Origin of the sequence: Streptomyces vinaceus (assembly GCF_008704935.1) — a bacterium.
In the GTDB taxonomy this organism is placed as follows: Bacteria; Actinomycetota; Actinomycetes; order Streptomycetales; family Streptomycetaceae; genus Streptomyces; species Streptomyces vinaceus.
In genome coordinates this window covers 187469-211056 of sequence record NZ_CP023692.1, presented here as the reverse complement: position 1 = coordinate 211056, position 23588 = coordinate 187469, and the positions used below count along the sequence as shown (strand labels likewise).

General features: G+C 72.1%; 22 protein-coding genes and 1 pseudogene. 13 read left to right on the top strand and 10 right to left on the bottom strand.

The annotated features are described in order from the left end of the window. Window positions 1–176 precede the first annotated feature (176 nt). Both CP980_RS00985 and CP980_RS00980 read right to left on the bottom strand, forming a co-directional pair. The gene (locus CP980_RS00985; protein ID WP_150492298.1) at window positions 177–632 is read right to left on the bottom strand and encodes a VOC family protein; all 456 of its coding nucleotides are present in this window, start codon (window positions 630–632) and stop codon (window positions 177–179) included. A 195-nt stretch (window positions 633–827) separates the two neighbouring features. Continuing rightward, window positions 828–1331, bottom strand: a complete 504-nt coding sequence (locus CP980_RS00980) for a MarR family winged helix-turn-helix transcriptional regulator (protein ID WP_150492297.1) — start codon at window positions 1329–1331, stop codon at window positions 828–830. Window positions 1332–1399: 68 nt separating this feature from the next. Between CP980_RS00980 and CP980_RS00975 the strand changes: the two genes are divergently transcribed. Continuing rightward, window positions 1400–2122 (top strand): hypothetical protein, encoded by a 723-nt coding sequence (locus tag CP980_RS00975; protein ID WP_229907278.1) that lies wholly within the window; start codon window positions 1400–1402, stop codon window positions 2120–2122. 5 nt (window positions 2123–2127) lie between these two features. Beyond that, entirely contained in the window at window positions 2128–2958 is an 831-nt protein-coding gene (locus tag CP980_RS00970) for an SGNH/GDSL hydrolase family protein (protein WP_150492296.1), read from the top strand. Between the two features lie 191 nt (window positions 2959–3149). Here the strand turns inward: CP980_RS00970 and CP980_RS00965 are convergent, their stop codons facing one another. Next, window positions 3150–4583, bottom strand: coding sequence for an MFS transporter (locus tag CP980_RS00965; RefSeq protein WP_268257450.1), 1434 nt, complete (start codon window positions 4581–4583; stop codon window positions 3150–3152). An 855-nt stretch (window positions 4584–5438) separates the two neighbouring features. On the opposite strand from CP980_RS00965, the gene CP980_RS00960 reads away from it, so the two are divergent. Further along, the gene (locus CP980_RS00960; protein WP_150492294.1) at window positions 5439–6215 is read left to right on the top strand and encodes a thioesterase II family protein; all 777 of its coding nucleotides are present in this window, start codon (window positions 5439–5441) and stop codon (window positions 6213–6215) included. Between the two features lie 4 nt (window positions 6216–6219). Here CP980_RS00960 and CP980_RS00955 read toward each other — a convergent pair whose 3' ends face one another. Then, window positions 6220–7071: a LysR family transcriptional regulator gene (locus tag CP980_RS00955; RefSeq protein ID WP_229907277.1), complete on the bottom strand. Its 852-nt coding sequence runs from the start codon at window positions 7069–7071 to the stop codon at window positions 6220–6222. Window positions 7072–7152: 81 nt separating this feature from the next. Between CP980_RS00955 and CP980_RS00950 the strand changes: the two are divergent. Then, window positions 7153–7362 (top strand): annotated as a pseudogene (locus tag CP980_RS00950) (cupin domain-containing protein); the annotation flags it as partial. 128 nt (window positions 7363–7490) lie between these two features. Further along, the gene (locus tag CP980_RS00945) at window positions 7491–7850 is read left to right on the top strand and encodes a DoxX family protein (RefSeq protein ID WP_132753077.1); all 360 of its coding nucleotides are present in this window, start codon (window positions 7491–7493) and stop codon (window positions 7848–7850) included. A 167-nt stretch (window positions 7851–8017) separates the two neighbouring features. Here the strand turns inward: CP980_RS00945 and CP980_RS00940 are convergent, their stop codons facing one another. Continuing rightward, window positions 8018–8857, bottom strand: a complete 840-nt coding sequence (locus CP980_RS00940) for an SDR family oxidoreductase (protein WP_150492293.1) — start codon at window positions 8855–8857, stop codon at window positions 8018–8020. Between the two features lie 91 nt (window positions 8858–8948). On the opposite strand from CP980_RS00940, the gene CP980_RS00935 reads away from it, so the two are divergent. After that, window positions 8949–9332, top strand: coding sequence for a winged helix-turn-helix transcriptional regulator (locus tag CP980_RS00935; RefSeq protein ID WP_150492292.1), 384 nt, complete (start codon window positions 8949–8951; stop codon window positions 9330–9332). 59 nt (window positions 9333–9391) lie between these two features. Here the strand turns inward: CP980_RS00935 and CP980_RS00930 are convergent, their stop codons facing one another. The 3 genes from CP980_RS00930 to CP980_RS00920 form a co-directional block, all read right to left on the bottom strand. Continuing rightward, window positions 9392–9997 carry a GNAT family N-acetyltransferase gene (locus CP980_RS00930; RefSeq protein ID WP_150492291.1) on the bottom strand — a complete coding sequence of 202 codons (606 nt, stop codon included), beginning with the start codon at window positions 9995–9997 and terminating at the stop codon, window positions 9392–9394. After that, the gene (locus CP980_RS00925) at window positions 9994–11040 is read right to left on the bottom strand and encodes a ThiF family adenylyltransferase (RefSeq protein WP_229907275.1); all 1047 of its coding nucleotides are present in this window, start codon (window positions 11038–11040) and stop codon (window positions 9994–9996) included. The genes CP980_RS00930 and CP980_RS00925 overlap by 4 nt, the downstream gene beginning before the upstream one ends. Before the next feature lie 237 nt (window positions 11041–11277). Continuing rightward, entirely contained in the window at window positions 11278–12252 is a 975-nt protein-coding gene (locus CP980_RS00920; RefSeq protein WP_150492290.1) for a DUF916 domain-containing protein, read from the bottom strand. Between the two features lie 720 nt (window positions 12253–12972). Between CP980_RS00920 and CP980_RS00910 the strand changes: the two genes are divergently transcribed. After that, window positions 12973–13956: a LacI family DNA-binding transcriptional regulator gene (locus CP980_RS00910; protein WP_150492289.1), complete on the top strand. Its 984-nt coding sequence runs from the start codon at window positions 12973–12975 to the stop codon at window positions 13954–13956. Window positions 13957–13978: 22 nt separating this feature from the next. Here CP980_RS00910 and CP980_RS00905 read toward each other — a convergent pair whose 3' ends face one another. Next, complete coding sequence (locus CP980_RS00905) at window positions 13979–15229, bottom strand: ROK family transcriptional regulator (RefSeq protein WP_150492288.1); 1251 nt, start codon at window positions 15227–15229, stop codon at window positions 13979–13981. 145 nt (window positions 15230–15374) lie between these two features. On the opposite strand from CP980_RS00905, the gene CP980_RS00900 reads away from it, so the two are divergent. From CP980_RS00900 to dgoD, 5 genes are all read left to right on the top strand, one after another. Beyond that, window positions 15375–16337: an SMP-30/gluconolactonase/LRE family protein gene (locus CP980_RS00900; RefSeq protein ID WP_167535767.1), complete on the top strand. Its 963-nt coding sequence runs from the start codon at window positions 15375–15377 to the stop codon at window positions 16335–16337. Then, on the top strand, window positions 16334–16963 hold the full coding sequence (locus tag CP980_RS00895) for a bifunctional 4-hydroxy-2-oxoglutarate aldolase/2-dehydro-3-deoxy-phosphogluconate aldolase (RefSeq protein ID WP_132753061.1): 630 nt from the start codon (window positions 16334–16336) through the stop codon (window positions 16961–16963). Before CP980_RS00900 ends, CP980_RS00895 begins: the two co-directional genes overlap by 4 nt. Beyond that, complete coding sequence (locus CP980_RS00890) at window positions 16960–17901, top strand: sugar kinase (RefSeq protein ID WP_150492287.1); 942 nt, start codon at window positions 16960–16962, stop codon at window positions 17899–17901. Before CP980_RS00895 ends, CP980_RS00890 begins: the two co-directional genes overlap by 4 nt. A gap of 70 nt (window positions 17902–17971) precedes the next feature. Further along, window positions 17972–18724, top strand: a complete 753-nt coding sequence (locus CP980_RS00885; RefSeq protein ID WP_150492286.1) for an SDR family NAD(P)-dependent oxidoreductase — start codon at window positions 17972–17974, stop codon at window positions 18722–18724. Beyond that, complete coding sequence (gene dgoD, locus CP980_RS00880; protein ID WP_132753055.1) at window positions 18721–19866, top strand: galactonate dehydratase; 1146 nt, start codon at window positions 18721–18723, stop codon at window positions 19864–19866. Before CP980_RS00885 ends, dgoD begins: the two co-directional genes overlap by 4 nt. Before the next feature lie 34 nt (window positions 19867–19900). Here the strand turns inward: dgoD and CP980_RS00875 are convergent, their stop codons facing one another. After that, entirely contained in the window at window positions 19901–20755 is an 855-nt protein-coding gene (locus CP980_RS00875) for a peptidoglycan-binding domain-containing protein (protein ID WP_150492285.1), read from the bottom strand. Window positions 20756–21607: 852 nt separating this feature from the next. Here CP980_RS00875 and CP980_RS00870 point away from each other — a divergent pair. Further along, window positions 21608–23251, top strand: coding sequence for an RICIN domain-containing protein (locus CP980_RS00870; protein WP_150492284.1), 1644 nt, complete (start codon window positions 21608–21610; stop codon window positions 23249–23251). The last annotated feature ends 337 nt before the right edge of the window (window positions 23252–23588 follow it).

Sequence of the window (23588 nt, the reverse complement as noted above, 5' to 3'; positions counted from 1 at the left end):
GTGCCTCCGTAGGTCCTGGGTGGTCCCGGCGGCGGTCCGCCGGAATCGTCCCGGCCACGCTAGGCCGTGACCGGCTCCCGCCCGGCCAGACGCACGGGGGTCGGCTGCGGAGTCCACCTGATCGCTGACCTCGCAGCCCTCATCGATGCCCTGCGTATGGGCCGTCGTGCCCGCGGTCACGTTGCCGGCGGTCCGCCCTGGGAGCTTTCCTGCGACGTGCCGGAGGCGATGAGTTCGATTTCGAAGCCGTCGGTGGATTCGAGGTACGCGGCGTGTTGGTGGGTGCCGCCGGCGTGGGGGTGGCGGTCGGGGAAGAGGAGGTTCCAGCCGTTCTCGCGGGCCCTGGCCGTGAGGAGATCGACCCGTGCCGGGCTTTCGATGTGGAAGGCGAGGTGGTTCAGGCCCGGTGCGCAGCGGTCGTGACGGGTGGCCGTGAGGGCGGGGGACTGCTCGAAGACGAGGTAGGTGGAGCCGAGTTTCCAGCTGCGGCCGTGTTCCCAGCTCTGGTGGGGGGTGTAGCCGAGGTCTTCGAGGAGCCAGGCCCAGTCGGCGATCGCGCGGGCGAGGTCGGGGACCCAGATCTCGACGTGGTGGAGGGTTCCGGGGACGGGCGCGGCGAGGTCGTCAGACACGGGGAGTGCACTCCTTGGGGAAGGTTGAGTGGCAGCCTATGGCTCCGCCTCCGGCGGGTCGCGGCGCAGGGGGGGCGATCTCCGACTCGGAGACCTCCTGGTCTGCCGCCTGGAGCGCCGAGTGGAACGGCGCGCCGCCGGGGCCGGCGGCCGACCTACTGTCGGCCCTTTCCGGTAGCTCCGCTGACCTCGGCCTCAGCCGCGGGCGCGGTAGCCGGGGTGGACGCCGGGGGTCAAGTCCTGCTCGGCTGCGATGCGTTGGAGCAGACCGAGCAGGTGGCCGCGCTGCTCCGAGTCGAGGGCGGCCAGCAGGGCGTCCTCGTGGGCGGCGGCCGCGCGGGAGACCGCGCCGAGCGTGCTCCGGCCCTCTGCCGTGAGGTGGAGCTCGTAGTTGCGGCGGTCCTCCTCGCTGCGTCGCCGCTCGACGAGCCCTTTGCCCTCCAGCACGTCGATGAGTTTCACGACGCGGCTCGGGACGACGCCCAGGTCCTCCGCGAGCGCCCGCTGGCTGCGTCCCGGCTGCCCGGCGACCATGCGCAACAGGCCGACGTCCGCCGGGGTCAGCCCCAGGTGGGCCACCCGCTCGGCGAAGCGTCCGGCGGCGTGCGCGCCGATCTGGGCGAGGAGGAACGCGGCCCCGCGCGGGGCGGTGGCCGGGACCGGGCCCGTCGCATCTGCTGGTTGCCGGGAACTGTTCACCGGCCTATCGTAAGCCAAGCGCAACGATTCACCCCGGTGAATGATTCTCTCAAAGAACGGAATCTGTCGTGACCGTACCCATGCCCACACCCCTGCCCACCCCGGCACCGACCCCCTCCCGCCGCGACCCGCAGGCCGGACCTCCGCCCGGGATCCTGGCCGTGGTCTTCACCGCCCTCTTCCTCGCCGGGCTCGTGCTCAGCACCCTGCTCGCGGGCGGCGACACCTTCCCCTCTCCCTTCGGCCCCGCCGAAACGGCGGCCGCCTACTTCCGCGACCACTCCGGTGCCGTCCGCGTCTCCGGAGCCCTGCAGTTCGCCGCCTCGGTACCGCTCGCCGTCTATGCCGCGACCGTCTCGGCGCGCCTGCACAAGCTCGGGGTCCGCGCCCCCGGCGCGACGATCGCCCTGGCCGGAGGCGTCCTCGCCGCCGCCTTCCTCACCGGCTCCGGACTGGTCACCTGGCTGCTGTCCCGCCCCGAGACGGCCGCCCACGTCGAACTGGTACGGGCCCTGCAGTACCTGGCCTTCGGTCTCGGCGGCCCCGCCCACGTCGTCCTCCTCGGGCTGCTGGTCGCCGGGATCGCCGTACCCGGCCTGCTCGCCGGCCTGCTCCCGCGCGCCCTCGCCGTGACGGGCCTGGCCATCGCGGCGGTCGCCGAACTGTCCACGCTGGTCCTGCTGGCCGACGCCGCCGCCCCGCTGCTGCCGATCGCCCGGTTCGCCGGCCTGCTGTGGCTGATCGCGGCCGGGTTCCTGCTCCCGCGCCGCCGCGTCCGTACGGAGGGCTGACCGCCATGACGAGCACCACCGACGCGAACCCCGACCCGGCGGAACGGACGCTGCGCTTCCAGCAGCCCGAGAAGGTCCTGCGCCACCTCGGCCCCGCCCCCGACGACGCCGTGCTCGCGCCGCTGTTCGGGCTCGATGCGGCCGACTACCGTACGCGCCTGAGCCGGCTGGAGGCGCGCAACCGGGAGGCCGCCGCCGCCCTCGCCGCCTTACCGGGGGCGGCCGCACGCCTGGCCGCGCTGCCGTTCCGGCCGGGCGAGCACGTCGTCGCCGTGGGGGAGAGCACCACCGCGGACCGGCTCTCCTGGTTCGAGATCCTGCGCCACCTGCTCCCGCCGACGGTCGGCTGCACCAACCTGGCCGTCTCCGGCAGTACGACCACCCAGGCCCTGGCGAACCTCCCCCTCCTCACGGCCCAGCGGCCCGACTGGGTGCTGTGCATGCTGGGGGCCAACGACGTGCAACGGCTGGACGGGGTCCCGCTGGTCGCCGCCGCCGAGACCCGCCGCGCCCTGCAGGCCCTGCGCGACCTGACGGTCAGCCGGACCGGGGCCCGGTGGATCTGGCTCACCCCGACCGGCGTCGACGTCGAGCGCGTGGCGCGGTACCAGCACTTCCGGCGGGCGGGCCTCGGCTGGGCCGGTACCGACCTCGACGCCCTGGCCGAATTCCTGCTCGCGGAGCCCGAGGTCACGGTCGACACCCGGACCGCGGGCCACGGCCACGTCGAGGAGGACGGCCTCCACCTCACCCCCGCCGGCCAACGCCGGGTCGTGTCAGCCGTCCTCGACGCCCTGGCCCCGCCGCCCGCCCCGGCCCGGCCATCGGAAAACTGACGGCCCTTTCCGGCCCCGCGAAGGTCACGTCCCAGGTCGTCATGGATCGCATGAGGAGACCGGCCGTCCGGCGCAGGTCCTCGGCGATCAGCTCCCCGGTGACCAGGCTGAAGGAGAGGCGCAGCCGGTACTAGCTCCCGGCTCGGTGCCGAAGGGGCGCATGCCGACGATGGCGACGCGTTCGTCGGAGGTCACCGTTCCGCCGCCGGTTCGAGAGCGGGTGCGTCGGCGGCCGTGGCGGCGCGCAGGCGGCGGTCGGCCTTGACGAAGGGGAGGTGCACCAGGACCTTCAGGCTCATTCCGCCGACGAAGACGATGACCGCGGCCTGCAGCGAGTGGTCGAAGAGGAGGCCGAAGAGGGAGAAGCCGAGCATCCGGCCGAGGGCGTTGAACATCATGACCAGGCTCTGGCCCTTGCCGAGCATCTCGCTGGGCACGTTCGTGTGCATGAAGCTGACGAAGTAGGTGCCGTAGACGCCGAAGGCGAGGAAGACGAGGAAGCAGCCCAGGGTGAGGATGCCCAGACGGGCCACGGTCTGGTCCGTCATGAGGTCCACGGCGGGTCCGACGAGGAGGACCAGGAAGAGGGCGGCGCCGATGATCATGCCCGCCATGCTGGCGGCCAGGCTGTTCGACGTACCCAGGCGCTTGGTGTGGGGCACGACCAGCAGGGAGAGGATGCCGCCGGCGGCGCAGACCGCCTCCAGGTAGCCGAACTCGACGGATCCGGCCCGGAAGACCTGCGTGATGACGTACGGCAGGCCCACCGTGATGAAGGGGTAGAGGAACAGGTGGGTGGTGAACCCGTTGGCCATCAGGGAGGTCAGGCGGATGTCCGCGGTGACGAGCTTGCGGAACATGCCCAGTTCCTCGCGGGCGACGGCGGCCACGCCCTGGGCTCCTTCGCCGGAAGCCTTGGACTGGGTGTAGGCGACTCCCCGCTGGAACAGGAAGGCTGCGGAGAACAGCGTGGCGGTGCTGATCGCGGTGGTCGCGAACCCCGCGGTGGAATAGAGCAGCACACCCACGACGGGACCGATCATGCGGACGGCGTCGCCGATGCCGAAGAGGAGGTTGTTGGTGTCCAGGATGTCCTCTTCGTCGATGACGTCGGGGACGATGCTGGAGAAGCTGGTGGTGACGAAGGACTCGCAGACGGAGAAGCAGAAGACGGTGGCGTAGACGAGCGCGACGGTGGCGTCGGTGTCCAGGAGCCAGGCCGCCAGCAGGAACGCAACGGCGACGAGGACGCGTAGGGCGTCGCACACCAGGATGATGTTCTTCCGGTTGAACCGGTCGCAGACGACGCCGGTGACCAGGCTGAGCGCGAAGAAGGGGAGGGTGCCGACCAGCAGCGCGAGGCCGAGGTCGGTCGCTCGCCCCGTGAGGTCGAGCAGGTACACCGCCATCGCGGCGTTGAAGCCGAAGGTGGCCAGCCGGCTGGCCGATGAGCCCAGCACCAGCCGGGCCACGGGGCCCGACCTCATGGCTTTGAACGCTTCGAAGGTCTTCACTTCGCACTTCCTGTTTTCGTTGCGTCGCGTCGTGCCCGGCGCTGGCGGGCCGGTCTTTGCGGCCCAGGGCAGGTCGGCGAGGGCCCGGAAGTGCGCCTTACCGATGGGCATGGGCGGGACCCGCCGGCAGGGCCGCAGCCGGTGGCCGCGCATGGAGCCGGGCAGGGACTCGTCGACGCGCTGGGCGACGAGCCGGGCGAGCTCCGTCTCACGGGCGGGACGGGGCCGCCGATCGGCGGGGACGTACGGTCTGCCTCGCCGAGGAGCGCGGAGGTGACGGTGCGCGTGGCCTCGGCCGGACCGTACGCGTTGTGCACCCGCGTGGTCACGTCGGGCAGCGCGTCGGGCCGGGCCAAGGCCACGCCGATGGCCACCGGCGCGGCCGGCCGGTCGAGGCAGACGGCAACCGCGTCCGGAGTCACACGGACCCAGCGGCTGTACCGCGAAACGACAACGTCCCCCGCAGCGAGCGGCCGTACCCCATCCCCTCGGGCAACGCTCGGCACTTCGGTCATGCTTGTCCTCTCGTACGGACACGTCCGGCCGGATCCCGGCTGGACGCGCCTCGAAATCCCCCGGCCCGACCGCAGGGTCGGGCACTCTTCGCAGGGCGTCGGACAAGCGGGAGCAGAGAAGACGTGTGGGAAGGCGTGGTCGACGACTTCCCGACGGCGCATTGCGCAACCCCCGACCGCCTGCGGCCGGTCGAAGGCCTGGACGGTGTACTGTCCCGCGCCCTGTACGGCACAAGATCTACGCGCGATCACCCGAGGGAGCACGCACCGCCGTTCCCCCGCGGCTCGGCGCCAGTACATATGCTCGATCGGGCCGCGTCAAGTGTCTTTTGTTGGGGGCGCGTTTCGGGGTACAACGCTTCAACCAGCGGTTTTTCCTTCCCGCGTGCACCTCGCGCGGCACGATGCCTATCAGACACGACCGACCGTCCCGTCACCGGAGGAACAGAGCATGGCAACGAAGATCGAGGACAGTACCTGGCTCCGCCGGTACCACGACAGCGCACCGGGCGCCCCGCGTTTGGTGTGCTTCCCGTTCGCCGGCGGCTCCGCCTCCTACTTCTTCGGCCTGTCCCAACGGTTGCAGCCGCAAGTGGAGGTGATCGCCGTGCAGTACCCCGGACGCCAGGACCGCATGGGCGAGGGTTGTATGGAGAGCGTGCGGGATCTCGCGGCGGGAGTAGCGGAGGCACTGGTTCCAGTCGGACCGCCGACGGTCTTTTTCGGCCATAGTATGGGGGCGCTCGTGGCCTTCGAGACCGCGATCGCGCTGAGCGGGAGCCCCGCGGCTCCGCGCGCCCTGATGGTCTCCGCCAGCCGCGGCGCGTCCTTGCCGAGCCGCAGGACCGACAGCGCCACCTCGGACGAGGAACTCATCGCGGACTTGCGGGAGCTGAACGGCACGGACGAGCAACTCCTCGCCAACGCGGCGCTCATGGACGTCATCCTGCCGGTGCTGCGCGCCGACTACCGAGCGGTGGCGCGCTACCGCGGTGCCCCGGACGCCCGCGTCGCCTGCCCCATAACGGCCCTTGCCGGGGACCGCGACCCCGTGGTCGACGAGGCCGAGGCCGCCGTCTGGGAGCAGCACACCGCGGGCGACTTCCGCCTGCGGCACTTCCCGGGCGGGCACTTCTTCCTGGACGAGCACCAGGACGACCTGGTGGGGGAGCTGAACCTGCTGATGGCGGCGGCACTCACGGACGCCGGTACCGGCCGGTCGGCATAACCCGTCAGCGACGGTAGGCAGCTGCCGCGATCTCGATGAAGGACCGGATCAGCGGGTTGGTGTCACCCTCGTTGCACACCGCCACCACACGGCTCGGCGCCATGTCGACCAGCGGCACCACGGCCAGCTCCGCGGGCAGGTCGTGTCCGAGCGGGGCCATGCCGACCGTGCCGTTCCACAGCACGGCGTGCAGGCACTCCTGGACGGCGCGCACCACCGGCCCCTCGCGCGGTGCGCCGCCGTTCCAGTACGACTGCCAGACCGGGTCGGTGCCCTGCGGGAACTGGAACCAGCGGCGGTCGTCCAGTTCGGCCAGCCGCAGCCGGTCGTAGCGGGACAGCGGATCGTCGGCGCGCACGACCACGCCGACCGGATCGGCGCGCAGCGTACGCACCGTCAGGGCCGTCTCGTCGAACGGCGCCCGGGTCAGGGCGACGTCGACCAGCCCGGTGCGCAGCCCGCACGTCGGGTCGGTCAGGTCGGTGTCGCGGATGCGGATGTCGATGCCGGGGTGGGTCCGGCGGAAGGCCGCGGCCAGCCGGGACACTCCCGGGTCGGTGCCGTCGCCCAGGATGCCGACGGTGAGGGTCGCGGCGCCGGCGGCCGCGCCGACGCGTACACGGACGCGGTCGGCATGGTCGAGCAGGGCCCGCGCCTCGTCGAGCAGTACCGCGCCCACCGCCGTGAGCGTGACGCCGGTGGGTGAGCGGGTGAACAGCAGGGCTCCGACATCGGCCTCCAACTGCTTGATCGCCCGACTCAGCGGCGGCTGGCTGATGTGCAGTCGTCTGGCGGCTCGGCCGAAGTGGAGTTCTTCGGCGACGGCCACGAAATAGCGCAAGGTCCTCAACTCCACGCTGCAACGATACCCATCGGGTATCGGCGTCGCGGAACAGGTCTTGGACACGGGAGCAGCCCGGCCGGTGCACTGGTCGGTATGACCGAAGAAGCACGCAACAGTGAGACGCGGACCGGACCCGCCCTGTCGGTGGTGGGTCCGGGCGCGGGCGAGACGATCGTCCTGGGCAGCACGCGCATGCGCGTCCTGGAGGACGGCAGCCACACCGGACACCGCCTCGCGATCGCCGAGTCCGTCCTCGCCCCGCACACCCAGGGACCGCCGCAACACCGCCACGCCCAGCACGAGGTGGCAGGCCGTTGACGCCCCGGGCCGACATCGACGCGATGAGCCGCTACGCGACCGAGCCGGCCGCGGCCCTCGACTGAAGCAGCCGGGACAACCTTCCTGAACCGATCACCCACGAACGGGAAAGCATGAACATCGCCTACTGGCTCGTCGCCGGACCGCTCGCCCTCTTCTACGTCTACGCGGGCACGCTGAAGGTGATCCGCAGCCGCGATGAGCTCCGGCCGATGATGGCCTGGGTCGACCGCGTGCCCTTGCCCGCCCTCAGGGCTCTGGGGACGGTCGAAGTACTCGGCGCGGCCGGCCTGGTCCTGCCGCCGCTGACGGGCATCGCGCTCCCGCTGGCGCCGGCCGCGGCCGGCGGTTTCGTACTCCTCCAGGCAGGTGCGATCGCCGTCCACCTGACCGGAGACGACCGCCGGATCGCCCTCAACGTCGGGCTCACCACCACGGCGGCCGCGACCGTCTGGCTCGCTTCCGGGCTGTGATGGTCCGCCGTGTACGGGGCCGACCGCCTCACCCGTGACCTGTCGCTCCCGGACATCGTCCGGCTCGGTGGCAACGGATCGCCCTCGGAGGGAGTTCCACACATCCTGCTCGGCGGCCGGCACCCCTCAAGGGGGCGGGGACCGCATGCTCAGCGGCGTACCCGGTCTCAGCGGAACGCGCCGACGTTCCGGGCCGCCCAGTCGGCGAAGGGGCGCGGGGCGCGCCCGAGGACCTGCTGCGTGTCCGGGCTGACGCGCAGCTCGGCCGGGTTCGGGGAGCCGAGGATGTCCAGGGTGTCGTCGGCGAGTTCCACCGGCATGCCCTGCGCCATGGCGGCCCTCGCCTCCTCGCGCGTCAGGTGGTGGAACCGTACGGGCGAACCCAGCGCGGCGGCGATGGCCTCCGCCTGCCCGCGCGGGGTGATCACCTCCGGGCCGGTCAACTCGTACACACCGCCCGCGTGCCGGCCGTCCAGCAGGCAGGCCGCCGCGACCTCGGCGATGTCGGCGGGATCGATGATCGGCACTCCGACGTCGCCGAACGGCGCGGCGACGACCCGCCGTGTCCGGACCGACTCGGCCCACCACAGGGCGTTGGAGGCGAAGCCGCCCGGCCGCAGGACGGTCCACTCCAGGCCGGAGTGTCGCAGCGCGTCCTCCACCGCCTTCATCGCGATCCGCGTCGCGCCGAAGGGCCTGGTGGCCACGCCCAGCGAGGAGAGCAGGACGACCCGGCGGACTCCGCCGGCCGCTGCCTGGGCGATGATGTCGGCCGGGTGTGTCCCGACGGCGTGCATGTCGCCCGACAGCAACAGGAACAGCGCCTTCGCCCCGTCCAGCGCGGGCGCGAGTTCCTCCGGCCGAGCCATGTCGGCCACCACGTGACGGACGCCGTCCGGCACCGCCGCCGCGTGCCGCGACACCGCCGTCACCTGCTGGCCCGCCTGGGCCAGCGCCCGCGTCAACGGCCGGCCCACATTCCCGGTAGCCCCGGTCACCACGATCATGAACTGCTCCTCGTTCGATGCCTGTTGTGACACCGACGCTAGGAGCCGGGCTTACTTTTGGTAAGGACATACCTCTGGGTAAGCTCCTCCCATGGAGGAAGGCGTGCAGCTCATACGGGGCGAGGCGGAGCAGCGGTATGAGGTGTTTCACACCGACTGCCCTGCCCGCGACGTGGTCGACCACGTGACCAGCAGATGGGGCATCTGGGTGCTGATCTCCTTGCGGAGCAACGACCTTCGCTTCTACGAGCTGCGCGAGAGCATCCGGGGCATCAGCGAGAAGATGCTCGCCCGGACCCTGCGCGCGCTCGTCCAGGACGGCCTGGTCTGGCGCAAGGTCGAGCCGACGACGCCGCCCCAGGTCAGCTACGGACTGACCGAGTTCGGCCAGGACATCGGCGAGCCGCTGACGGACCTGTTCGACCGCATCACCCGCCACCTCCCACCCCGCCCCACTCCCCAGCGCACCCGCTGACGACGCGCAGGTGGACTCTTGTCCATGAACGGCGCAACCGTCGACAGCCGACCCCGGGATCAGGACGTACGGGGCCGGGACCCGCCGTCCAGGATGGCCAGTTCTGCCTCCGTGGCCTGGCGTTTCCATTCAGGGGCGAGTGCGGCGTAGGTGGTGACGTCGTGCCAGCAGCCCTGGGTGCGGAAGAGCTGCCGCAGGGTGGCCTCGCGCCGCAGGCCGGCCGCGTGCATCACGTCCGCCATGCGGTGGTGGTCGCTGCGGTGGCCGGCCCAGATGCGGTGCAGCCCGAGGTGGCCGAAGCCGTAGGCCATGAGCAGCCGGCCCGCTTCGTGTCCGTGGCCGGATGTGGGGGCACCGGGGAGCAGCACCAGGCTGGTGAGCATGGCGTTTCTCCCGTAGTCCTCGACGAGCAGGCCCATCGTGCCCGTGAGGGTGTCGTCGTCGAGGCAGCACACGGCGAGGGTGTACCGGTGCCGCGGGTGCGCATGTGGCTGGTGGAGGCTCCGGGCGAACGCGTCGTGCGCCTCGCTCTCCTCCATCCGGTCGATGCCGAGGTAGCGGGTGAGCAGGCGGTGCGTGAGGATGCGCGTGAAGGGCTCATGGTCGGAGGGCCGTAGTTCGCGCAGCTTGAGGCGCCTGCCGCGGAGTTCGGGTACGCGCGTCACCCGGCGGCTCCGGGTCGTGCGCCCACCGGCTGCGCGGTCGTGCGGTCCGACGGGGAACCGGAGGCGGCCGGGACGAGGACGTCGAGGTCGACGCAGTAGCGCCCGGAGGGGACCGGTTCGCCCAGGAGGATGCGGCGGGCGGTGTCCGTGGCGAGGGCCGCACCGAGCATCACGCCGCTGGCGAGTTGGGGCCAGCTGGACAGCGTCCGGCCGACCCGGGGCAGCGCGTCGATCATCGCAGGGCTCAGACGCTGCTCATCGACCATGCGCAGCAGGAGGCGGATCGTTCCGGCGCCGTCGAGCTCGCGCAGTTCCTCCGACGTTGTGTCACCGATGAGGCCGTGGAAGAGCGGACGGGCGGGCTCGGTGTCGAACCGCTCGACGTCGAGCAGCCCGCGGTCGTTCGTGTCCATGAGGACCGGAACCCCCAGGCGGCGGGCGTGCTCCCGGGCGGCCACCTTCACCCAGGGCGTGTCGCATTCTTCGATCAGGATGTCCAGACCACCGCCCTCGACGGCGAAGAAGTCTCCGATGGAGTCCTCGGTGAGGCCGCCGCGGTGGAGCTCGATGTCGAGGTACGGGTCGAGCTCGTACATGCGCCGGGCGCACAGCACGGTCTTCTCCAGACCCAGTTCGTGGACACCTGCGCGCAGCCGGTTCAGGTTGGACAGACTCAGCCGGTCGAAGTCGGCGAGCCGGAACGAGCCGCCCACACCCTCCATCGCGCAGGTCAGCGCGGCGCTGCTGCCCACGGACAACCCGACGACACCGATCCGGCGCCCGAACAGGGACTGCTGCTGAGCGCGAGTGATCTTGTCGCGGTTGCGGTCGCTGCGCACCAGGCGGAAGTCCGCCTCGGGCAGTACGTGGACGAGGCGTCCCGACCACGGGTACCAGGCCCACGTCCCGTACGCGTCGGGGCGGCCGCCGGTGGTGTCCGCGACGGCCCGCGCGAGCGCGGCCGCCGTGCGGTACTCGCCCGGCGCCAGGCATCGCACGAGCTCTTCGACCTGCTCCACGATCCGGTCGTGCACCTCTCTCACCAGCGGCGAGTCCCGTACGGCAGCCAGAGCACCGGCGTGGTCAGGCAGGGCCGGGTCGAGGAGAAGGGGACGAAACGATTCACTGGCTTGCTGGGGCGAGGGCAGCGCGAACTGCCCCGGGCCCGCGCCGCGAGAGGGGAAGAAGGTCACGCCAGGACGCTAGCCAAACCCGCGATCTTGAGACGGCGCACCTCACCCGTGGGGGCGCAATCGAATTGATCTTCGATGGGAATGCGCCTATAGCGCGCCCCCTGCGCGCCCCCCGGGGCCGGAGTGCGGAGGTGCCGCGCGGGCGGCCAGGCGCCTGCGGCGGAGCAGCAACCAGGTGGCCGACAGGAGCGCCAGGCATCCCGCGAAGAGCCACGGCACCTTCAGGAAGCCGACGGTTCCCGAACCGCGGACGCCGTCCGCGGCCGCCGTGACGGTGAGCCGGCCCCAGCCCGCGACGGGGGCAGCCGCCCAGGTCTCGGTGAGGCGGACCTTCTGCCCCGGGAGCAGCTCGGCCGGCACGTTCGCGAGCCGCCGTTCGCCGGGCCCTCCCACCACCACACCGCTCACGCCGAGGGAGACCTGAGGGGCGAGCTTGACGTTCCCCGTGTTGTGCAGGGTGTAGGCGACGGTCGATTCGCGGGCGCCGGTCCACGGCAGCTGCGGGCTCAGCGCCGTGAACCGTACGTCCTCCACGGCCAGGCCGGGGTGGTGCGGCCCCTCGACGCGCAGATAGATCCTGGCTCCGACTCCGCGCTGGACGCTGAGGTGCGAGCCGTCGGCGGGCTGCACGCGCGTGTCGACCGCGACGAGGGCACCCACGTGGTCGCCCGGCGAGGCGTCGCTCGGAACGGTGAGGGTGACACCGACCGTCACTGCCGAACGGGCCGGTACCGTGACGGTGTCCAGCTCGGGCTTTCCCCAGGCTCCCACCTCCCGTTGGGTCTCCTCGATTCCGCGTACGGCCAGTCCGCCGTCGCGTTCCGTGTTGTGGGCGTCGGCGACGTAGAGGCGGAACGTCAGTTCTGCGGTGGTGGTGTTGGTGACGACCGCGCGGTCGGTGAGCGTCGCGCCGGGCTGTGCCGGCAGTTCGGAGGCCGACCGCGGCGTGATGGCGGAGTCCGCCGGTCTGACCGACCACTCGCCGTTGTCCGCCGCTCCGGCCGGTGTGGGGGAGAGGGTCGTCAGCAGGAGAAGGAACAGGGCAACGTAGGCGGGGCGCATGACTCGTCAGCTTTCCGGGCGTCGTGGGCCGGACGCGCGGCGTCCGGCCCACGGCCGCCCCGGCGCGCATGTAGGGCGCGGTTTCCGTGCCGTCACCGCCGCCGATGTTGTAGCGGGCGATGGTGAGGCCGAGCCCTCCGGTGCCGTAGAGGGCGTCGGCGAGCCGATTGCGCTGGGCGTCCGGCCAGCCGCCGGTGACGTTGGCGAACCAGGCGAGAGCGGTGCCCCACCCCTCGAACGGCGCGTGCTGGTACGCGGGGTCGAGGCGGACCGGGACGGGGGCCGACCGTACGGTGCCGGCAGCGGCCGGAGGTGACGCCGCACCGCTGACGAGGAGTGCGGCGACGGCCGCGAGCGAGGTCGCGAGGGCGGGGGGCACGCGGCGCCGGGCGTTGCCCGGGAGCCTTCTTCTGATGCCGAGCACAGCTGGTCTCCTGTCGGGAGTCGCCCGTTGCAGCCCCGGGCGCGCGAGCGGGTCCGTACGACGCAGCGGATGTTTGCGTTAACATCGAGGAGTGGGGAGAGTGTCGAAGCGGTGGGTGGACGTGTCAAGGGAGCCGGCGCGTAGCACGACCGCCCGCCCTCGCGGTCCGCAGCGCTAACATCCGTACGGGTGCACACGCACTCCGCTCGGAGTAGGGGTTCGGAGGTCCGGTTCACATGCCGCGCGAGGTCGGAGCAAGATCACCGAGGTCCCGTCCGCTGCGCCAGTCGCCCTCCATGGCCGATGTCGCCGCCATGGCGGGCGTCTCGTCGCAGACCGTCTCCCGCGTGGCCAACAACCGGGAGAACGTGGACGCGTCCACCCGCGAGCGGGTGCTGGCCGCGATGAAGATGCTCGGGTACCGCCCCAACACGGCCGCCCGGGCGCTGGTCACCGGGCGGTTCGGCACGCTGGGCGTCATCAGCTTCGACATCAGCGCCTACGGGAACGCCAGGACGTTCGCCGCCATCTCCGACGCCGCCCGCGAAGCCGACCTGTTCGTGAACTTCATGGGAGCGCGGGCGCAGACCGAAGCCGCCGTGCGCCAGGCCTTCCGGCAGCTGATGCTCCAGTCCGTCGACGGCATCATCCTCATCGAGTCGCAGATCCTGGACACCCCCGAACTCCGGCTGCCGTCCACCGTCCCCGTGGTCTTCGCCGACGGGGACACCGGCCACCGCTACGCCAACGTCGACATCGACCAGGCCGAAGGCACCCGCGGCGTCGTCGCCCACCTGCTGAGCCTCGGCCACCGGACGGTCTGGCACGTCGCCGGGCCCCGCGACTCCTACGCGGCGCGCCGCCGGGCAGAGGCGTGGCACCGCTCGCTCAAGGACGCGGGCGCCGCCGTACCACCGCTCCTCTACGGTGACTGGTCCGCGGCCTCGGGGTACCGCGCCGGACGCGACCTGGCGGGCCGCCCGGAAGTGACCGCGATCTTCGCCGCCAACGACCAGATGGCACTGGGCGTCATGCGGGCCCTGCAGGAAGCGGGCCGGCGCGTGCCTCAGGACGTGAGCGTGACCGGGTTCGACGACGTGCCCGAGGCCGCGTTCTACCCCGCCCCCCTCACCACGGTCCGGCAGGACTTCGACGCCGTGGGCCGCCACTGCGTCACGCTGCTCCTCGACCAGATCGGCGGCGGGACGGGCAGCCCGCGCCAGGCGTCGGTGGCGCCGGTCCTGGTGGTGCGCGAGAGTACGGCGGCCCCGGCCGGCTGAGCGGGCGGAAACCGGGCCGCCTTCAGGAGGTCCGGGCTTTCGCCGCCTTGGCGGCGCGGCGTCCCGCCGCCACGGTACCGAAGGTCTCGCGGTCGTCCAGGAAGCCCTCCAGGGCGAAGGTGGCGGCTCCGAGGCTCACCGGATTGTCGGGGACGGCGCTCAGCTGGAAGGTGAGCGCCTGAAGCGTCGCCGGGAGGGCGTGCGCCGCGATGACGTCGCGGGTCTGCCGCAGCAGCGGCTCGCCGAGCCGGTCCGCCACCCAGCCGCCCAGTACCAGGGCCTGAGGATTGAACAGGTTGAGGAGATCGGCCGCGGCCTCCCCGAGGTAGCGGGCGGTCCGCGCCACGGTCTCGGCCGCGACGGCGTCGCCCTCCGCCGCGGCGCGGGCGACGTTGGTGGTGACGGTGTCCTCGTCGGGGTCCAGAAGAGGGCTTTCGCCGTCCAGTTCCCGCACGGTGCGGGCGATGCCGCGGGTGCTGACGTAGGCCTCGACGCAGCCCTGCCTGCCGCACCTGCACTCCCGTCCTTCGCGGACCAGGCAGGTGTGGCCCCATTCCCCGGCGCTGTTGGTCGCCCCCCGGTAGAGCGCTCCGTCGACCGCGATGCCCGCGCCGACGCCGGCCCGAAGGGTCAGTACGACGAGGTCGTCGACCTCGCGTCCGGCGCCGAACCACATCTCGGCGACGGTGCCGGCCTTGAGCGGGTTGTCGAGGTACAGGGGCATGGGGAGGCGCTCGGCGAGGAGGGACCGCAGGGGGACGTCGCGCCAGGACCAGTAGGGCGAGAAGACGGACACGCCGCCCTCGCGCTCCACGAGACCGGGGACGCTGACCCCCGCGCCGAGGATGCGCGGGGGCACGTCCGAGGCGTCCGACAGGCCCTCGACCCCCGTCACGATGGCGTCGACCACGTCATGCGGCCGGACATCGGTCTGCGGCAGGGGTAGCCGTACGCTGCGCAGCACCTCCAGTGCCAGGTCGAACAGCTCGACCTGGACGGACGTCTCCGCCACGTCGATCCCGACCAGCGCACCGCGCTCCGCGTTGACCGCGAGCCGTGCCCGCGGGCGCCCGCCCCCGGAGTCCTCGTGGCCGGCCTCGCGCAGGACTCCGGCCTCCAGCAGCTCCGCGACGAGGTTGGCCACGGTCGCGAAGGACAGGCCGGTCGCCGTGGCGATCTCCTGCCGGCTCACCGGGCCGGGTGCCGCGAAGACGCACCGCAGCGCGTCGAACCGGTTGCGGCGGCGGATGTCCTGGGCGGTGCGTTTCGCCATGGGCGCGTCCTTCCGTGTCGTGCGTGTCGTGGCGGAGGGGCCGTCGTCGGGTACGGAGCGAGCTTATTCCATGCGTTGGACGATGTGTATTTACATGGGTTAGAAGAACTCCTAGAGTTTCCTCGCACAAGAGAGGAGCGACACCATGCACCTGACCGCACTGCCGTGCGCGCCCGTGCCGGGCCGCCTGACCGAGGGACCCGTCTGGCACGCCGGACGCGGTGACCTGCTGTGGGTGGACATCCCCGCGGGCCTCATCCACCGGGCCCGTCTGGTGGACGGCGACGACGACAGCGGCCTGCCGGACCTCGGGCCCAGGAGGACCGTCAGCCTCGCCGGGCCCGTCGGCGCGGTCGCGCCCTGCGCGTCGGGCGGGCTCCTCGCGGCCGCGGGAACCTCCTTCCTGCGCGTCGACGAGGACGGGGTGGCCACGGAGTTCGCCGCGCCCGTGGTCCCCGACGACGGCACGCCGCGACGGATGAACGACGCCAAGTGCGACCCGAGCGGCCGGCTGCTGGCCGGAACCATGGCCCACGACGCGACCCCGGACGCGGGCACCCTCTACCGCCTCGACCCCGACGGCACCCTGACGACCGTGCTGAGCCCGGTCACCATCTCCAACGGCCTCGGGTGGAGCCCCGACGGCCGGCTGCTGTACTACGCGGACAGCCCGACGCACCGTGTCGACGTCTTCGACCACGATCCCGTCACCGGCGCCCTGTCGGGGCGCCGCCCCTTCGCCGACACCAGCCCCGCCGGGATGCCGGACGGCCTGGCCGTCGACACCGTGGGCCGGGTCTGGGTGGCGGTGTGGGGAGCGGGGCAGGTCAGGGCATACACCCCCGACGGCGCACTCCACGCCGTCGTCACGGTCGCCGCCTCGCAAGTGTCCAGCTGCGCGTTCGTGGGCCCGGAGCTGGATCTCCTGATCATCACCACCGCGGCCGAGGGACTGACGGCCGCGCAACTCGCGGCGGAGCCGCATGCCGGCCGGCTCTTCATCTGCCGGCCCGGTGCCACCGGCCTGCCGGTCCCACCCTTCGCCGACGACCCGGCGCAGCTCCCCGGCCCCGCCACCACCCCATACGACCCCAGAGGTTCCGCATGACGACCGACCTGGCCCCCGCACTCGCCGTCGCACCCGTGATCGCGATCCTGCGTTCCCGATCGCCCCGCCACTTCGCCGCCACCGCCGATGCCCTCCACGAGGCGGGCATCCGGGCCATGGAGTTCACGCTGACCACACCGGGCGTCCTGCACGCGTTGCGCGAGTACGCCGAGTCGAAGCCGGCCGGTACCGCCCTCGGCGCGGGCACCGTCATGACCCCGGCCGATGCCATGCGCGCCGTGGAAGCGGGCGCCACCTACCTCATCACGCCGGCCACCTGCCTCGACGTCATCGGGGAGGCCCGCCGCCTCGGCGTACCGGTACTCCCCGGCGCTCTGACGCCGAGCGAGATAGTGGCGGCGTGGCGGGCGGGCGCCACCATGGTCAAGCTCTTCCCCGCCTCGGCCGGAGGCCCGGAGTATCTGCGCGCCGTCCGGGCCCCCCTGCCGCACGTCCCTCTCGTCCCCACGGGAGGGATCGACCTCGACCAGGCCCCCGCCTACTTCGCCGCGGGTGCGAGCGCCCTGGGCATGGGCAGCCCGCTGATCGGGGACGCCTGCGAGGGCGGGGACCTGGAGGCGCTCCGGGAACGCGCCGCCACGCTGCTGGACGGCATCCGCTCATGACCGCGCTCGTCACCCTCGGGGAAACCATGGCCGTCCTGGCGGCCGAGCGCCCCGGTCCGCTCGCCTGCGGGACTCCACTGCGCCTGGGGTTCGCGGGGGCCGAGGCCACGGTCGCCATCGGCGTGAGCCGCCTCGGCCACGCGGCGTCCTGGATCGGGCGGGTCGGGGCCGACAGCGCCGGCACGATGATCCTCGACGGACTGCGCGGTGAGGCCGTCGACGTCACCCGCGCACGCGTCGACGACGCCGCACCGACCGGACTCATGCTGCGCGAGCGCCGTACGCCCGACCACACCCGCGTCACCTATTACCGGCGCGGACTCGCGGGCGCCCGCCTCGACCCCGGGGACATCGACCCGGAACTCGTCGCCCGGGCCCGGGTCCTGCACGTCACCGGCATCACCCCCGCCCTCGGCGACGGGCCGCTGGCGGCCGTACGGCGGGCGGTCGACCTGGCCCGCGCCGCCGGCGTCACCGTCAGCCTGGACCTGAACTACCGGGCCAGGCTGTGGAACAGGCAGGAAGCCGCGGCCGAGCTGAACCACCTCGTCGCCCGCGCCGACATCGTCTTCGCCGGTCCGGACGAGGCCTCGCTGGTCGTTCCCGAGGCCGACCCCGCCACCATGGCGCGCACTCTGCTCGGCCTCGGGCCGCGCGAAGCGGTCCTGAAGCTCGGCGCCCGGGGGGCCGTCGCGGTCACGCACGACGGCGAGGCCGTCCAGGACATCGTGCCGGTCACCCCGGTGGATCCGATCGGCGCGGGCGACGCCTTCGTCGCCGGATACCTCGCCGGCCACCTCGACGGCACCGACCTCCCGGGCCGGCTCCTGCTCGCCGCGACGTGCGGGGCCTTCGCGGTGGCCGCCCCCGGCGACTGGGAGGGCCTGCCCCGGCGCGCCGAGCTGGACCTGCTCCACGGAGCGGACGTCACCCGCTGACCGGTGCGTCCCGACCACCCCGCCACCACTCGACGCCACCCCCCTCCCCTCCACCCACGAAAGACCAGCCATGAACCGATTCACAGGGCGAACCGCCGTCGTCACCGGCGCCTCGTCCGGCATCGGCGCAGCCAGCGCCGTACGTCTGGCCTCCGAAGGAGCCGCCGTCGTCCTCGCCGACATCGACGAGGCGGCGGGCACCGCACTCGCACGGAAGATCCGCGACGACGGGGGCCGCGCGGAGTTCGTGCCGTGCGACGTCTCGTCCGAACACGACTGGCGCAGCCTGAAGGACCGCACGCACACGCTGTTCGGCCCGGTGGCCGTCGTACACAGCAACGCCTTCACCCACACGCCCGCGCCCGCCCACGAACTGCCCGGCGACGACTGGGACCGTGACATGGCCGTCAACCTCAAGGCGCCCTACCTGGCCGTACGGACCTTCCTTGACGACCTGCGCGCCGCCCGCGGCTCCTTCGTGGCCACGTCCAGCGTGCACGCACTGTGCAGTCTGCCGGGCTATCCGGCCTACGCGGCGGCGAAGGGGGGCATGTGCGCGCTCGTCCGCCAGCTCGCGGTCGAGTACGGGCCGCAGGTGCGGTTCAACTCCGTCCTGCCCGGTCCGATCCTCACGGAGAACTGGCAGGACGTGGACGAGGAGGGACGCCTGCTCTCTGCCCGTGCCACCGCCCTGGGACGGCTGGGCCACCCCGACGAAGTAGCGGCCGCGGTCGCCTTCCTCGCGTCCGACGACGCCTCGTACATCACCGGCACGAACCTGACCGTGGACGGCGGCTGGGCCGTGAAGAAGGAGTCCAAGTGAAGATCACCTCCCTGAAGACCTACCTGGTCGCCCCCCGTTGGTGCTTCCTGCGCGTGGACACCGACGAAGGCATCACCGGCTGGGGCGAACCGGTCGTCGAGGGCCGCGCGCACACCGTCGCGGCCGCCGTCGAGGAACTGTCCGACTACCTGGTCGGCCAGGACCCGCTGCGCATCGAGGACCACTGGCAGGTCCTGACCAAGGGCGGCTTCTACCGCGGAGGCCCCGTCCTTTCCAGCGCGGTCGCGGGCATCGACCAGGCACTGTGGGACATCGCGGGCAAGGCGCTGGGCGTGCCGGTGTGGCAGCTGCTCGGCGGCAACGTCCGGGACCGGGCACGGGTCTACAGCTGGATCGGCGGCGACCGGCCGACCGACGTCGCGCAGCAGGCCGCCGCCCGCAAGGCCGAGGGCTTCACGGCCGTCAAGATGAACGCCTCGCCCCAGCTGGAACTGATCGACACCCCCCGCGCCGTCCACGACATCGTCGAACGGGTGGAGAGCGTCCGCACGCAGGTCGGCGACGGCTTCGACATCGCCGTCGACTTCCACGGCCGCCTCACCCTCCCCATGGCACGACGGGTGCTGCCCCTCCTGGAGCCCTCCCTGCCGTTCTTCGTCGAGGAACCGGTGGTTCCCGAGATGAGCGCCCACATCGGGGAGGTCGTGCGCTCCACCAGCATCCCCATCGCCACCGGAGAACGGCTCTACTCCCGCTGGGACTTCAAGCCCGTGCTCCAGCAGGGGATCGCCGTGGCCCAGCCCGACCTCTCGCACGCCGGCGGGATCTCGGAGGTGCGGCGCATCGCGGCCATGGCCGAGGCCCATGACGTGTCTCTGGCGCCGCACTGTCCGCTCGGCCCGATCGCACTGGCCGCCTGCCTCCAGGTCGGCTTCGCGACACCCAACCTGCTGATCCAGGAGCAGAGCCTCGGGATCCACTACAACGCCGGGTCGGACCTGCTGGACTACCTCACCGACCGGTCCGTCTTCCGTTACGAGAACGGCCACGTCGCCCTGCTCACCGCACCGGGACTGGGCATCGAGGTCGACGAGAAGGCCGTCGAACGCGCCGCCGAGACGGGCCACCGCTGGCGCAACCCGGTGTGGCGACGGGGCGACGGCTCCCTCGCCGAATGGTGACGGGTCGAGCCCCCGCGCGCCGGCTGGCCGGGCGTCAGGAGGTCAAGGACTCCAGCCGCCGCCGAGTGGCCGGACCGTAGACCCCCGGCGGGTCGCCACGGACGCCGTACTTCGCCTGGAACCACTGCACCGCCTCGTCGAGGTGCTGGTCGAAACGGCCTCGTTGGGGCAGGGTCCACAACCCCAGCTGCGCGAGGCGCCGCTGCAGATCGACGACCTGGGGTCCGCTGTCGTGCCGGCGCAGCGTCGGCTCGTCGGCGGGCGCGGTCGGTGACGCGGGGGAGGGCGGCACGGTGCTCGCACCGCCGGATCGGCCTCCGGCCGTCGGCGCCGCGCTCGTACCGGTGAGCGGGTCCGTGGTGGACGCGGACGGGGGCGCGGAAGACGGTGCACGCACCGGGCCGTTCCCGGCTGTCGGCGGAGTGCGCCGGGGAGGGTCCGGGAGCGGGCCGGGGGACCGGGACACCGTGGGCGGCGCGCTCGGTTCGTCCTCCGCATCGTGTACGTCGAGCCGGATCGCGGGGGCCTGCGCCGTCGCCTCGCCGGACCCCTGGCTTCGGGTGAAGGCGTACGTACCCGCGACGGCCGCGGAGCCGATCAGGGTCGCGAGGGCCGCGGTGACGCGCAGTCGACGTCGCTTCGTGGGCCGGCGCGCCCGGTGGTGTGCCGGCCTGCTCATGACCATCGGCTGTCCGAGGACGTCGCCGCCGGACGGCGTACCGCTCTCGTGCGCGACCTGCGCTGCGACCCACCACGCCGTGCCGGTGTCCAGGGTGCTCGGCGCGTCCCCCGGCGCGGGTCGGTGCGGGGCGATGTACGGCCTGACCCAGTCACGGTCGAACTGCGCCGGGGCGGCGGCCCGCCCCGGGCTCGCGTCGTGGTGCGACATGTCGCAGGCGCAGCGCGGGGAGTCACCGCATCGGGGGCAGAAGGGGGTGCTCACCAAACTCCAGTCGGCTGGTCCGGGAAATACGGAATGAGCCCTCGGCGCGCCACGTCGTACGGCTTTTGAATTATCGGGCCGGTACGTCGCGGGTGCTCTGACGGTTGCCCGCTACGGGACGACCGTGTGGTGAGGGAGGGAGTGAACGGTGAATCTACTGTGTGCGGAGCTCTTGAATCCAGCCCGGTGGGGGCCTGGTTGATAACGATCGGCTAAACGTAGGGCCGGTGCCCCCTTGGGCTCTCTTCTTGGAGCTGCCTTTTCCGGGGAGGCGCGCGGAGAAGGGGTCCCGTCGCTCGCCGCGCCGGGGTACGCGAGCACTTCCTGTGTCCTGAACTGTTCGAACTTCTGTCAATAGGGCGGGTCGACCTTCTCCCGCTCATCCTTGGGACGTGGGGAGGAGCGGGGGCTGATCGAGCAAGGTCTTCGGTGTTGACTTCCTTGCGGGTATGTCTGATTCTGTTCGATGCAAGGGTGGTCGCGTCGAGTCGCGCCGGCCTGTGCCGTCAATTCCGCGTCGCCCCTGGTCTGACGTAAACACGGGGTTCTCTGCCGGCGGCAACCGCGCCCGGTATTCATCCAGCGACGCGTGAAATCGAGACCGGACTTCTCTGCGTGCGGAGAATTCCGGTGGCTCGCCTTGCCCGGATGGAATGTGTCCGAATTTTCCGAGGTTGTTTTTCGAAATTCACGCTGGAAAGAGCTGTTGACGGATGTGTCGTGTCCTGAACAATAGGGCGACTTTCCCTCCCATCCAGGATGTCCCACGTGTCGACGAACCATCCCCCTGTTGGCCACATGACCGACCTGCAACTGTGCGACGCCATCCGCACCGCGGGCCCGGCCGCCCTGCCGGCCGCGACCGAGCTGCGCCGACGCCATGGCCCAAGCGTTTCCGCCTTCGTCCGAACGGCCTCGGGCAGCGACCCGGTGTCGGCCCAACGCGCGGCGGACCGTGCGATGGACCAGTTCCTCGCCATGGTGGCCGCGAAGACCGACGCCGTGGAGCGCCCTCCTCGACTGTCATTGCTGGAGCTGGTGTCCGGGGCGACATCGCGGGCAGGGTCCGCGCCCGCGGGCGCGGAGCCGGACGGATCGGCCGGACGGCCGACCGGGGTCACTTCCGGGGCGTCGACCGATTCCGCCGACGTTCCGCCGGGCCCGGGCCTCCAGTCGTTCGTCCGCAAGGGGTTCATCACCCTTCCGCCCCGCACTCAGGCCGTCCTGTGGCATTCCGTGGTCGAACGGGAGCCGGACGAGCGCGTCGCGGCGATCACAGGTGACCGGCCCGACGCCATACCGGACCTGGCCCGCCGGACGCTGGCCGCGTGTCGTGACGCCTTCCTCCGTGTCCACCTGCAGGCTCGCCCCACCCCGCACTGCCCCGCGTACGCACGCATGCTGGCCGCCGCCGCGGACCGCGCGGACGTCCGGGGGAACCCGGACCTGACGCACCATGTCGACGGCTGCCCCGGATGTGCGGCGGCTCTGCGCGGCCTGGTCGCCCTCTGCGACACGCCTGGTCCGCTGCTGGCCCGCTCCCTGTTGGGCCCTGCCGGCCTTCTCTACCTCTCCGCCGCGACCCGCACGGACGAGAAGAACCCGGACACCGAGGACACACTGCCCCTGCCGGTCAGGACTGCGGCAGGAGGGGGGCCGGAGCCGGCTTCCGGCGACCGGCAACCGTCCGCTTCCGTACGGAGGCCGACCGGGCGGGTCCTCCTCGGAGGCGCGGCAGTCCTGATCACCATGACGGCACTCGCCGTCATCGTCCCTGAGGCCGGGGGGCCCGAACCGCGCGCGGCGGCCCGGGCGCAGCCACCACAGGCGCACGCCGAGGCGGGCGGCGCGGGATCGCCGGCTCCGTCGGTGAGCACGTCGCGCTCCTCCGCATCCGCCACACCCGCACGATCCCCCAGTACGTCGCCTTCCGCGACGGGTCCCTCGCCCGGTGACGGGCCCACGCCCAGCCCCACACCGACCACGCAGGCCGCGACGAACGATCCCGTCCACCCGTTCCGGGCCGCGTCGTTCGTTCCCGCCGTCAACTCCGCCACCGGTCTGTGTCTGGACGTCCGCGGCGGCACCTTCGCCAATGGCGTCGACGTGATCACCGCACCCTGCCGTACCGGAGCCCCCGTCCAGCAGTGGCGCCTGGATGAAAACGGGCTCCTGCACAATGCCGCCAAGCCGAGCTACTGCCTGGACGCACGCGGTTCCGCAGGGGACGGCGTGGGCATCTGGTCGTGCTCGGCGTTCGGCCGGGCGGAGGGGAACAACCTGGTGTTCTCCACCGATGCGACGGGACGCATCAAGCCTCGTATCGCGCCCGGCTACGCCGTGACGTCCGGGAGCGGCGAGCCCGGAGCCCCCGTCACCTTCGGTCGCACGGGCCCCGCGGCAGAGCAGCGCTGGAACGAGCCCGCCGGGCAAGCACCGTAGAGGCGAGACCGGGACTCAAACAGATTTCGACACGTTCCGATGGAAAGCAACAGGGCGAGCCTTGTCCCGATCCATGTCTGCGACGGCACCGTCACGGCCGGCCGCCGCGCTGCAACTTCGGTGGTCACGCCCGGTGGTCGCTGCTGAGGCGGCCCTGCCGTGCGGCGCCACCCCTGGAGGTCACGAGGGCGCATCAATCCGAAACCCTCGGTTCACACTGTTGACTTATGACGGAAACGGCGCTTTTCTCTGTTGCATCAAGTTTGAAACCGGCCGACTGTGACGGATTCCCCCGTGAGGGGCTGTCCGTCGGGGGATCGTCGGCCGAGGCCGGACA